We start from the raw sequence: 12668 nt of genomic DNA, 5'->3' as shown, positions 1-12668 counted from the left end.
GGTCACCAGGTCAGGATTTCGCCGCTACGGCCGCGCGCGCCCGTGTATCAGGCTGGCGGCTACGCTGTTGTGCGCTCTCGAGCACGAACCGGTCCATGGCATCCATGAGCGCTCGCGCCATCTTCGACATCTGCTCAGCCGATGCGGCGAGTTCGGTCGAGCCTGAAGTCGTCTGCTGCACCAGTTCGCGCATGCGCTCCATCGCTTTGACAACCGCCTGTGCGCCCGACGCCTGCTCTTCCACGGAGGAGCTGATCTCGTGGGTGATTTCGTTGAGGCGGGTTGTCGCCTTGGCAATCTGCGAAGATCCGTGCGATTGCTCGTTGGTTGCGGCGCCAATCTCCTGGGAAAATTTGTAAACCTCAGTGACAACGTTGGAAATCTTCTTCAACGCCGTGTTCAGTTCGTTGCCCAAGGTCAGTCCCTCATTCACGATGGTGGTGCTGCGGTCCATATTGTCCACAGCTTTTCTGGCCTCGCGCTGAATGCTCTGAATCAATTCGGAAATTTCTTTGGTGGATTGGGCGGACTTTTCTGCCAGCTTGCGGACTTCGTCGGCGACCACGGCAAAGCCCAGTCCGTGTTCTCCAGCGCGCGCTGCTTCGATGGCAGCGTTGAGCGCGAGGAGATTGGTCTGTTCCGCCAGGTCGTCAATCACCTCAATGATTTTCCCGATGTCGTCGGCGCGCTGGCCGAGTACGTCAATGATGTCGCCTGAAGAGCGAATCGCCAGGTTGATGCGGTTCAGCCCGTCGGTGGCCTTCTCCATGGTCCCGATGCCGTTATGCACTTCCTCCCGCGAGCGATTGGAAATGTCGAGCAACACGCGGGCGGTGTCCGCAACCCGCTGGATCGAGGCCACCATTTCATCAATGGAAGCCGAAGTTTCGCTCACACTGGAAGCCTGTACCTGCGTGTTCTTCACCATGTTCTGCACGTTAATGCTCATCTCGTGCATGGTGCTGGTCACTTCATCAATGGCGGAAGAAGCCTGCAGGCTGATCTTTGCCGATTCATCCGATGCGCCGGCGACCTGATTCGAGCCGCTGGCCACTTGCGAAGCGCCATCGCGTACCGAGCGCACCAGCGTTCTCAGGCCTTCCACCATCCGCGAGAAGGCATTCCCCAACGTATCGTGAGGGGAGCGGGGTTTCACCTGCACCGTGAGGTCGCCACCAGCAATGGCTTCAGACACTCCGGCCATTTCCCGTAGATAGGTGACCATGTTGTTGAAGGCCTGTGCCAGGGCGCCGATTTCATCTTCGCGCTGGATCTCAATCTTGTGGTCAAGCTCTCCCGCGTTTGCGATCTGTCTTGCTACGGAGATCAGATTGGTGAGCGGATCGGTAATAGACTTCGACGTGGTATATGCGATTGCCAGGCCCAAAAGGAGGGCCATGATGGTTCCAATGCTTGCCACCGCCGAGGTTGCGTATGCGGCCGTCTCATCCGAACGCCGCCGCTCATCAACCACCTTTCGATTTTCGCGATCGGCTATATCCAGGGCTTCGGTTGATGCGCGAATCCAGGAAGCGGCGTCCTTCTGCAGGTAGAAAATCTGTAACTCGGCCACCGTAATGTTGCCGGCGTCCACTTCCTTCCGTTTGCCCACCAGCGGCGTGGCGAACTCAGCCAACCAGGCTTGCTCGAGCTGCTGCAGGCGCTCGAGAGCGGCGCGTTGCTGCTCCGAGTTTGCCTTCAGCTTGGCATCACGGATCAAATCCTGCAGACGAACCACGCCTTCATTCATCCTTTCAAACTCATGTGTATCCCCGCTAAGCAGGTAGTTTCCCAGAAAGAGCCGGTTCTGCATCATCTGGAAGCGCACTGCATCGGTGGCTTCCGCCATCGCCAGTGATTGGGCGGCTGCCGACTTGGCGGTGTGCTCCCGCTGGACAGCGACCATGTTCACCAGGAACAGGACCACCACCATCGCAAGCACGGCTCCGAAATTTAGGTAGAGTTTCCTGCCAATGGTCATTTTGTTTCCTCCTGCTTACGGCTGGCCCTCACGATGATCTGTCGGCCTTTGTCCGCGCTGCTACTTGCCACCCTTCTCGGTATCGCTCTGCGGCTGGAATTTCACTTCCACCACTCCTGAGATCTCGCTACTTCCAGGCTCAAATTTCCACTTCCGAACCGCATCCATCGCTGATTGAACTAGCAACGGATGTCCTCCCACGAGTTTCGTGCTTCTCACCCGGCCTTCAGGACCGACGATCACCTGAACTTTCACGGTTCCGCCGATACTCAGCTTCTTGGCCAATTGTGGGTACTCAGGGGCCACCCGGGTCTTAACCTTCCGCGCGGGCGCCTCGCCCTGAGATAGGGCCTGCATTGGCCAGAACGTGGTCACTACAGCGGCTGCGAGCGCACAGATTCCCAGCCATCGCCGTGCCTTGATTTCAGACACAACTCCTCCTAAGGGAATTCGTACCCACAGGTGCACGGCTTTTGCCATCAGAGAAGAAGCAGAAGTACCACAGTAACATCCGCTATCACATTGAAAAGGCTGTGCTTAACCGGTACCAAGCCTCGGGCAATGGCGCTCAGAGAGGACCATCCCGTCTCACCCGGCGCTAACACCGGTCCGGCGCTGTTTCACTGTGAGATTGCCGGACTGGCCTTACTCAGTTCGACACCCCGAATGGCAATTTCCTTGACTCAAATTGAGATTCCAGAGTAGTTTCAGAGTTAACTATAAGTAATTACAGGGCTTGACTGTTTCTGCAGGTGCTGACGACCGAGCATGCAAGCTGGGCATACCACTGCGCCTCAAGGTTCTCCCCCTCGGTTGAACAACTCTTTTCAAAAACTTCTGCTCGAATTCGCCGCCGCCGCAACTCAAGGAATTGACTCTAAATCGCTCATTCAAATGTTCCTTCGCTCTACCAGGGAATTCTTTGGAGTCGACGGGAGTTATTTCTGGAGGGTTCTTGCGAAGGATGAGTTAGTGGGCGTTGCGGCCGAAGGGCATATGGCCGAGGGTTTTCCCGGGACCGCTCTGAAAGCCGACGAGAGTGCGGTGGCAGCTGAATCGGTGCGCCGCCGACGCACCTTGTACGTGAACCAGCCCGATCCGTCGCGCTACCCGCTGGCGGGCCAGTACCAAGCCCAATCCATTATGGCTGCGCCGCTACTGGTCGCCGGCGAGGCGATCGGCACTACTGTCTTCATCCATACCTCCCGGGCCGACTTCTTCGATGAAGATTTTGCCGCAAAAGCGACGATTCTGGCTGGTCATCTGGGCAGTCTTCTGGAAGCGAGCCGCCTGACGAAGTTCTCGCGGGAGCAGCATCGCCGTGCGGAAATCCTGATGCAGTGTGCACAAGTGCTGCAGGCCGTTCCCGATGTTTCTGCCGTCATTCAAACCTTGGCCGAGCGGTTGCGCGCTTTGCTGCATGCCCGCCTGGTATGTGTGTTATTGCGGGAAGGGGGTCGCTTCCGGCTGCGAGCGGCGGCGGCCGAAAATCTCGACTGGGTGGAGAAACTTCGCGCTCATGACGCGCGTGACGACTTCGCCTTTGCCTCCCAGCTGGCCTCCCGCGCTTTGGACGAGGACCAACCGGTATCAATAAAGCTGGACCCTAAAGCGGCGGGGTTCATGGGTTTGATTTCTGCTGGGCAATGGGTCGCGGCCCCCCTACGCACTTCCCAGACCAGCGGCGCTGTGTTGGTCTGCCCCTCCGGCGAGAGCTTTAATGATGAAGAAAGCGCGCTGCTGAGTGCCGTTGCCGGATTCGGAAACCTGACCATCGCCAATGCCGAATTGTTTGCCACCTCCACGGCTCACGCCCAGGAATTACATCAGTTGCTGGAGATTTCGTCCGAGCTTGGCAGCATCAACAATCTTGATCAATTTCTACAGAAGTTCGTCGTGCGCGCGGCCGAGTTTCTAGGCTTTGGACGTTCCTATATTGCCCTGGTAGAAGGTGACGTCTGCGCCGTGCGCTGGGCGGCCGAGAATGGCGTAGCCCGCCCCATGCAGGCCACGTTTCCTATCTCGGTAGCCAGCAGTGTACTGGCCAATAAAGAAGTGTTTTGGACCGATGACATCGGCAAGGTTCCTGAAGCCGATCAGCAGAGCGCCGCCCAATTCAATGTGCGTCAAATTCTAAGCGTGCCCTTGCTCGGCTCAGATGGACAAGCGCTGGGCATGTTCGGAGTGCTCGACCGGATTGATAAGCAGGGCATCTCGCCGGAGGACATACGCCGGGCCCGATCCCTGGCTGCTCAGGTAGCCGTGGCCCTGGAGGCGGCACGTAATCTCCACCTTTCCGAGCAGCATCGCCACCGGGCAGAAGACCTCATGAGCATGGCGCTGGAGCTCAACTCCTTACTCCGGCTGCCTGAGTTCGTGCGGAACTTCACCGCCCGGGCCGCTGCCATGCTGGGAGCGCCTTCGGCAGCCTTGGCATTGTCGCAGCGTGGGCAATTGGAAGTGATGGCCACCCACGGAGCCGGCGCCACCCCGGAAAAAGGCGTGGTTAGGCGCCTCGGTCTGGCGCTCACTGACCTAATTGTTGGCCGGCCTCAGGCCATCTTCTCCGGACAGGCTGCCGAGCTGCTTGGTCACGGAATGGCCACCACTCTGGGCTGGAGTGACCTTACGGTGGCGCGCCTGCACGGAAGTGACGGCGAACTCATTGGTGTGCTGTGCCTCGCGGACCGCCTAAAACCGCTCTCCCAAGCCGACCAACACCTGCTTCAAGCCCTGACCGGACATGCTTCCGTGGCGCTGGAAAACGCACGCCTATTCACGCGGATGGATCAGGCGAATCGCCACTGGATGGAGATATTCGACGCCATCACAGATTACATCGTGGTGCATGACGAGCAATTCAAAGTGCTGCGGGTCAACAGCTCGCTGGCGGAGTTCATAGGAGCCCCGCCTTCAGAGCTGATCGGTATCAATATGCGAGCCCTGCTGGCGATGACCACGGAATCGTCAGCGCTGGCATGCCCCTTCTGTCGCATGGGAATGGAGGCCACGGACGAATACATCCATCCTGTGTTGGACCGTACCTACCTGGTCTCAACCTCTCGAATTCACGGCGCCAACAACGAAGCCCTGCAGACGATCCATGTCCTAAAAGATATAACGGACCGGCGGGAGGCGGAGCGCCGGTATCGCGAACTCTTCGACAATATTCAGGAAGGCCTGTACTTCTCCATTCCTAGCGGCCGGTTTATCGAAGTGAATGACGCTCTGGTTCGCATGCTTGGCTACAACAGCCGTGATGAGCTGTTGCAAATTGATATTCCTACGGAACTGTATTTCAAGGCCCAGGAACGCGATCCCTTTCGCTTCCGATTGGAGCAAACCGGTGAATTGCGCAATTTCGAAGAAACTCTGCGGCGCAAGGACGGTACCCCCATCCATACCTTGCAAAATGCATTCGCCGTGCGGGACAGCCAGGGCAAGGTCGTGCAGTTTCGTGGCCTGATCTTAGACATTACCGAATTGAAGAACTCGCAAGCCGACCTGCAGCGCGAGCGCGATTTCAACGCCAAGATCATCAACAACACCCAAAGCATCATCCTGGTTACCGATACCGCCGGCCAAATCACATATGCCAACCGCCGCTGGTATGAAGGCGGTACTTACAACCCGCAACAAGTCCTGGGCGAACCTCTCACCGAACTGGTAGCGCCATCCCGTCGCGGTGCCCTGACCACCGCTCTGGAAGCCACCTTGGCAGGACAGCAGGTAGATAACCTGGAGTTGCCCATCATGCTCTACGACGGCCGGGTGGGGCAATTCTCCATCAACCTGAGTCCCATGCGCGACGAACAAGGTCAGGTCACCAGCGTCGTGGTCGTGATGACCGACATTACGGATGCCGCCATGCTTCAGGCCAAGTTGATGCATACCGAAAAGATGGCAGCAGTTGGGCAATTGGTGTCCGGAGTTGCGCACGAGGTCAACAATCCGCTCACCGCCATTCTAGGCTTCGCCGACCTGTTAATGGAAAATCCTGAGGTGCCGGACGGGGTGAAGAAGGATTTGCGCGTCATCCTGCAAGAGGCGCAACGCACCAAGCAGATTGTCCAAAACCTATTGAGTTTTGCACGGCAAATGCCGCCTCAGCGCAAGTCGCTTCAAATCAATTCAATTCTGCGACGTACGTTACAGCTCCGCTCCTACGATTTTTCCAGTCATGGCGTAGAGGTGATCGAGCGTCTCCACGGGTCTCTGCCGGAAGTAATTGGCGATTCGCACCAGTTGCAGCAGGTATTTCTGAATATTTTGAATAATGCCTATGATGCAGTGCGTGAAACGGGGCGTCCGGCGCGCATCGAAGTAGAAACTTCATTGGAGAACAAGCACGTCCAGATTACCTTTCGCGATAACGGAAACGGAATTATTTATCCCGAGCGCATCTTCGATCCATTTTTCACCACCAAGGAAGTAGGCAAGGGCACTGGACTTGGGCTGAGTATCTGCTACGGGATCGTGCGTGAACACGGGGGCGAAATATTGTCCCACAACAACAGTGGGCGGGAAGGAGCGACCTTCACTGTGCGGCTGCCAATAACCCCCGGGACAGAGATTGCAGCGGCGCCTGGAGTGATTACAACATGAGCAATGTTTCAGCAAAACCTAGGAAGCTACCGGTACTCGTCATTGAGGACGAGCCCTCGGTCATGGCCTACGTGCAAGCGGCGCTGGAGCGCAGCGGATATCCAGTGGTCACCAGCGGCTCCGGGGTCGAGGCCATACGCCTGTTAGCAAGCACACCTTTTCTGGGAGTGGTTTCAGATATGCGGACTCCGGGCGGTGTGGACGGCGCCGATGTGCACGCCTGGATTTCCGGCCACCGCCCTGAACTTGCTGCACGCGTTGTATTTATCACCGGCGACATAGCCAATGAAGAGACCGCAGCCACGCTGAAAAAGACCGGAGCCCCTTGTATCGAAAAGCCATTCCGAGTTCAACAGCTGATTGCAGTTGTCGAAAAAACGATTGGAAAAGCCCATGACTGAAGACGTTCGGATTCGCCTGCTGATCGTTGATGACGAGCAAAGCATTCGCAAGCTCTGCGTGAAGATCGGGGAATCGCTGGGATTCGCTTGCTTCGAAGCCGAAAATGCCGAGACAGCCCTGTCCCGCCTGGAGACGGATTTTCCTGATCTGATCCTGGTGGACCTGCGCATGGCACAAATGTCGGGTCTCGAATTCCTGGAGACCGTGAAGAAGCAGTCTCCGCGCACTGAGGTCGCGATCATCACTGGCTATGGGTCCATTGACAACGCCGTGCAGGCAATGAAGCTTGGCGCCTACGACTACATCACCAAGCCCTTTCGGCTGGAAGAGATGAAGCTCATCCTACAGCGCATGGCGCAAAAAGTGCGGCTGGTTCTGGAGAACCGCTCGTTGCGCGAGCGTGTAAGCACGGCCATGGGAGGAATCGTCGGCGCCTCCAAAGTAATCCAGGACGTGCTGGTGCTGATCGACAGACTTAAAGACACCCGCACCCCGGTATTAATTACTGGCGAAAGCGGCACCGGAAAAGAACTGGTTGCACGCGCGATTCACTTTCGAGGTTCTCTGGCCAAGCAGCCCTTTGTGGCGGTTGACTGCGGCTCACTGGTGCCAACGTTAATCGAGAGCGAACTCTTCGGCTACGAGAAAGGCGCCTTTACCGGGGCGTTGCGCTCCAAGGCGGGCCTATTTCAATCAGCCGATGGAGGCACGATTTTTCTCGACGAGATCGGCGAACTTCCACAAGAAATGCAGGCCAAGTTGTTACGTGTGCTGCAGGAGAAAGAGGTGCGTCCCGTCGGCAGCAATCAGAAGATCAAGGTGGATGTACGTATAATTGCCGCCACCAATCGGGATCTTGAGGCCTCTTACCGGGCCGGTACCTTCCGAAAGGACCTCTATTTCCGGCTGAATGTGGTTACCGTGCACTTGCCGTGTTTGCGCGACCGGCGTGCCGATATTCCTGAGCTTGTCCAGTGGTTCCTAAGCCGCTATGCGCCCACCCAGCCCATAAAAGTGACTCCTGCGGCCATGAAAGCTCTGCTGCAATACGACTGGCCGGGCAACGTCCGCGAGCTGGAGAACTGCGTAGAGAGAGCTGTGGCGCTCGGTGACCAACAGAGTATTGATTTTCACGATCTTCCCCCTGCTATCCGCTCCCTGTCGGTGCCGGAAGACGGCTTTCCGGAAGTCCCGCCGGCAGTCGTCTCTTCTACCGATCTCGAAGATATTGAGCGCATCACCATCCAACGTGTGTTTGAGCAGGTCAACGGCGACAAGACGATGGCCGGCCAATTGTTGGGTATTAGCCGGGCCACGCTCTACCGTAAGCTGAAGCGCTACGGCATCGGCATGAAAACGGCAGCCGCAGCGGTAGGCAACGGGGACAGTAGCGGGGCCGCGCAGTCCATTTCTGAGCATTGATTCGCCAGGCGCCTGAGACAGCGTCTCACCTTGATACCGGAGACGCTCTGCGCTCTCGCCGCCTTACCTTTAGCTTATTAAGATTCAACAGCTTGGAAGCATGAGGGCTGTCCTCCAGTTTGGCCGGGCTCGTGCATTGCTACTGACGGCGTCCTTGTGTCGTTGGCACTACAAGGAAACTCTGAGCGGAGAAAGGCCAAAGTGGCGCACAAGCAGGCGGAGTGTCGGGACGGGTCTTTTGCTAGTCGGCTGGCGAGGTTTTTTCCGGATGCGACACCGGTGCGCATTCCTGTCCAGGTCACTAGAAAAGGCGGTGGGCAGCAGGATACGGTCATCGAATTCGGTACCCCCCGAGAGGTGCTGTTTGTGTCCAGCCTTCCGCTGGAGTTTGCAGACAAGATCCATTTGCAGAATTCGGATCGCTCACTTGATACCGAGGCCTGGGTTGTGGCGGTGCAATGCCAGAGTGGCAATGTGGCAGTCGCGGCGCGCTTCGCCCACGATTTGCCCAACTGGATTATCAAGCAATGACGGGCATGAGCCTCGAACAATACTAGAGGTCAGCAGTTCTTTGCTTGCGCGGGATGTGGAGAACAGGATAGAAAGCCCAAAATGGGCGACGACATCATGTTGCAGCAACCAACCGTATTAATCGTCGCTGACGACGCCGAGTTTGCCCGCGCGGTAATGGCGCGATGGCAGACCGAACGCAGCGTTCCGGCTTTTGTGCTGGTAAGCAGTGAGATTTGGAACCACGGAAGCTCCACCGCATTTGACGTTGCTATTGTGAACTCCGCTAAGGGAAAGTTTCCGCAGGAAACACTACAAAGAGCCGAGAGCCTGGACAAGCCAGTAATTTACGTTTGCCAGGATTCCAGCGGCCTGCAGGCTGCGCGCGACAATTTTCCAAAAGTGCTCGCCTTACGGCAACATGAAGGCTGGCCTGATGCCCTGGTGCTTCTGGGCGGTGAAGCCCTGCGTCGCGCTGAAGCGATAAACCGGGCGAAAAAGGCAGAGGAATCCGCTGCGCTGAGCCATCGCGAGGCTACCTTGGGACGCTACATGCTGGAGATGCGCCACAGCCTGAACAACGCTCTGACCTCGGTGTTGGGCAATTCCGAACTATTGCTCCTGGAACCGGGCGCGCTCTCCGCACAATTGCGCGACCAGGTAGACACCATCCGCAACATGGCGCTGCGCATGCACGAGATCATCCAACGCTTTTCTTCCCTGGAAAGCGAAATGCGTTGCGCCACCCAAGGCCAACAGCAGCCTCGGCCGAATGTAAAAGCCTCTAGAGTCGCCGCACCTTAGCGGCTACTCGATCAGGAGTGTAGGGATTGACCTCCAGCGCCGCCGCTCCCGCCCTTAACCATTTCGGGGAAATCCGTCAGTTGCTGGAACAGCGGGCCGGCATCCTGCTCGACCAACATCCTGAGTTTCTATCCCAGCGTATTTCAGACTATGCCGCATCACGAGGGCTGGGATCACTGGCTGAATTGCTGGCTCTCCTTCGTTCGTCTGCCATGGAGTGCGATGCCCTGCAAGATCAAGTGCTGGTCACTGAAAGCAGGTTCTTCCGTCACGCGCTGGCGTTTGAAACCCTCGAAAAGGTAGTAATTCCGGAATTACGCATGCGCAAATTCTGGGAGGTGCCCCGCGCTCTGAGGCTGTGGAGTGCCGGCTGCGGTACCGGAGAGGAAGCCTATTCGATGGCGATCGCACTCTCGGAGTGCGTCGACGTCGGGCCAGGATGGCAAATCCAGGTGATCGCCTCTGACCTGAGCCGTCATGCCCTCCACCAGGCGGAACGGGGCCTGTATTCACGACGCTCTTTGGATGGCATCCCGCTTCGACTTCTGCAACGGTATTTTGTGAAAGTGGGAGAACACTTTCTGGTCAAGCCGGAAGTTCGCAACCTGGTGAGCTTCGTTCCCGGCAACCTGGGCCGGACCGCCGCTCCCGGTTCGTTTGACTGCATCTTTTTCGTGGACGTGCTGCATTACCTGGCGCGTGCTGCTCGTCCTTCTGCATTGAAGCGCTTTGATGATGCGCTCAAACCGGGAGGGTACATACTGTTGGCTCCCGGTGAAGCCCTGCCCAATACCAGCATGGAATTCCACGAGCGCAAGCACGGATCCTATCGCTTTTATCAGAAGCCGGCGTCCAGACGGGACAGCTGACCCAGGCCTCAGTCACGCAAACAAAAATTCCTTTGTGCGGAGTTCTCGGATGGTGTCGCGCAGCTTGGCCGCTTTCTCGAATTCAAAACGCTTTGCGGCCTCGCGCATGTCTGATTCCAGCTTGGCGATGTAAGCGTCCAGTTCATCCTGGGATTTGAATTCGGGAATGCCATCCGCCTCGCTGGTGAGATCGGTGTAGTCCGCCTCGACGATCGAGGCCAGTGACATCTCCAGTGGCCGCACAATCGACTCCGGAGTGATGTTGTGTTCGATGTTGTACGCGCGCTGGATGGCCCGCCGCCGCTCGGTCTCATCCATTGCGCGGCGCATCGAATCGGTCATTACGTCGGCGTATAGGATCGCCCTGCCGTTCAGGTTCCGTGCGCAGCGGCCGACGGTCTGGATGAGTGAGCCGCTGGATCGCAGGAAGCCTTCCTTGTCGGCGTCCAGCACAGCCACCAATGACACTTCCGGCAGGTCCAGTCCTTCACGCAGCAAGTTGATCCCGATCAACACATCGAACTCGCCCTTGCGCAGGTCACGAAGAATTTTTACCCGCTCCAGCGTCTCGATTTCAGAGTGCATATACCGGCAGCGCACCCCTACTTCGCTGTAGTACTCCGCCAAGTCCTCTGCCATCCGCTTTGTCAGCGTGGTTACCAGCACGCGTTCCCCGCGCTCCACTCGCTGCCGAATCTCGTGCAGCAGGTCGTCAATCTGACCTTTCACCGGCCTGACCTCGACCTCGGGATCGATCAGCCCGGTTGGGCGGATGATCTGCTCAACCACCACGCCCGCAGCTTTAGTCAGCTCGTACGGTCCGGGTGTTGCTGAGACATAAATCAGTTGGTTCACGCGGTGCTCGAATTCCTCAAACGTCAGCGGCCGATTGTCCAGCGCCGACGGCATGCGGAAACCAAACTCCACCAGCGTCTCTTTGCGCGAGCGGTCGCCGTGATACATGCCGTGAAGCTGCGGAATCGTCTGGTGGGATTCGTCAATGAACATCAAATAATCACGCGGCACATAGTCCAGCAGCGTGGGTGGCGGCTCTCCAGGCAGGCGTCCCGTAAAGTGCCGCGAATAGTTCTCGATACCATGGCAGTACCCGACGGTTTTGATCATCTCCAGATCAAAACGAGTGCGCTGGTGCACGCGCTGGGCCTCAACCACGCGGCCTTGCTTCTCCAGTTCCGCTTCCCACCACGCCAGTTCCTTCAGGATCGACTCTACCGCGGAGTCGCGTGTTTCCTGACTCATCACATAGTGCGTCTTTGGGTAAATCGGCAGGCGCACATATTTCTGCTTGATCGTGCCAAACAGAGGATCGATCTGTGAGAGTGATTCGATCTCATCTCCCCAGAGCTCGATCCGGTACGCCATGTCGTCATAAGTGGGAAAAACTTCAATTACGTCGCCACGCACCCGGAATGTACCGCGCCGGAACTCGCCATCGGTTCGTTCGTAGAGAATCTCAACCAGCTTGCGCGTGATGTCCTCGCGCTTGATCTTTTGCCCCTTCTCCAGGAAGAGCAGCATGCCGTAGTACGCTTCCGGCGAGCCCAAGCCGTAAATGCAGCTCACCGAGGCAACGATCAGGCAATCGCGACGCTCAAACAGCGATTTGGTCGCCGACAGCCGCAGCTTGTCCAACTCATCGTTAATCGTAGCTTCTTTCTCGATGTAGAGATCGGCTGCCGGAACGTAGGCTTCCGGCTGGTAGTAGTCGTAGTAAGAAACGAAATATTCCACGGCGTTGTGCGGGAAGAAGCTCTTGAATTCGTGATAGAGCTGCGCCGCCAGGGTCTTGTTGTGGGCCAGCACCAGCGTTGGCCGGTTCACCTGCTCGATCACCTTCGCCATGGTGTAGGTCTTGCCGGAGCCGGTGACGCCCAGCAGCACCTGGTGCTGCTCGCGATCGTACACACCTCGGAGTAGTTGCTCGATGGCCCTCCCCTGGTCACCGCGAGGTTTGTAATCGCTGACGAGTTTAAAATTCATGGCTTCTTGTTATCCGCGTGCGGACAGGAATCGCTCCGGCCGCACAGAATCCAATATCAGCGGGTGAGCAATCC

At 57.4% G+C, this 12668-nt stretch carries 9 protein-coding genes; 6 read left to right on the top strand and 3 right to left on the bottom strand.

Annotation, left to right across the window (positions count from 1 at the left end):
* Positions 1-10: 10 nt before the first annotated feature.
* Both VFA76_01495 and VFA76_01490 read right to left on the bottom strand, forming a co-directional pair.
* A complete protein-coding gene (locus tag VFA76_01495; GenBank protein HZR30512.1) occupies positions 11-1981 on the bottom strand; it encodes a HAMP domain-containing methyl-accepting chemotaxis protein in 1971 nt (656 codons plus the stop codon).
* Between the two features lie 60 nt (positions 1982-2041).
* Entirely contained in the window at positions 2042-2413 is a 372-nt protein-coding gene (locus VFA76_01490; protein ID HZR30511.1) for an energy transducer TonB, read from the bottom strand.
* Positions 2414-2749: 336 nt separating this feature from the next.
* Between VFA76_01490 and VFA76_01485 the strand changes: the two genes are divergently transcribed.
* From VFA76_01485 to VFA76_01460, 6 genes are all read left to right on the top strand, one after another.
* Positions 2750-6586 (top strand): PAS domain S-box protein, encoded by a 3837-nt coding sequence (locus tag VFA76_01485; GenBank protein HZR30510.1) that lies wholly within the window; start codon positions 2750-2752, stop codon positions 6584-6586.
* Entirely contained in the window at positions 6583-6987 is a 405-nt protein-coding gene (locus tag VFA76_01480; protein HZR30509.1) for a response regulator, read from the top strand. The genes VFA76_01485 and VFA76_01480 overlap by 4 nt, the downstream gene beginning before the upstream one ends.
* Positions 6980-8410, top strand: a complete 1431-nt coding sequence (locus VFA76_01475; protein ID HZR30508.1) for a sigma-54 dependent transcriptional regulator — start codon at positions 6980-6982, stop codon at positions 8408-8410. The genes VFA76_01480 and VFA76_01475 overlap by 8 nt, the downstream gene beginning before the upstream one ends.
* Positions 8411-8611: 201 nt before the next feature.
* On the top strand, positions 8612-8941 hold the full coding sequence (locus VFA76_01470; GenBank protein HZR30507.1) for a hypothetical protein: 330 nt from the start codon (positions 8612-8614) through the stop codon (positions 8939-8941).
* Between the two features lie 81 nt (positions 8942-9022).
* A complete protein-coding gene (locus VFA76_01465) occupies positions 9023-9724 on the top strand; it encodes a histidine kinase dimerization/phospho-acceptor domain-containing protein (GenBank protein ID HZR30506.1) in 702 nt (233 codons plus the stop codon).
* Positions 9725-9750: 26 nt separating this feature from the next.
* Complete coding sequence (locus VFA76_01460) at positions 9751-10593, top strand: protein-glutamate O-methyltransferase CheR (GenBank protein HZR30505.1); 843 nt, start codon at positions 9751-9753, stop codon at positions 10591-10593.
* A 12-nt stretch (positions 10594-10605) separates the two neighbouring features.
* Here VFA76_01460 and uvrB read toward each other — a convergent pair whose 3' ends face one another.
* A complete protein-coding gene (gene uvrB, locus VFA76_01455) occupies positions 10606-12594 on the bottom strand; it encodes an excinuclease ABC subunit UvrB (GenBank protein ID HZR30504.1) in 1989 nt (662 codons plus the stop codon).
* Between the last annotated feature and the right edge of the window lie 74 nt (positions 12595-12668).

The organism is Terriglobales bacterium, from assembly GCA_035651655.1.
In the GTDB taxonomy this organism is placed as follows: Bacteria; Acidobacteriota; Terriglobia; order Terriglobales; family Acidobacteriaceae; genus DASRFG01.
This window is presented reverse-complemented; position numbering and strand designations above follow the sequence as displayed.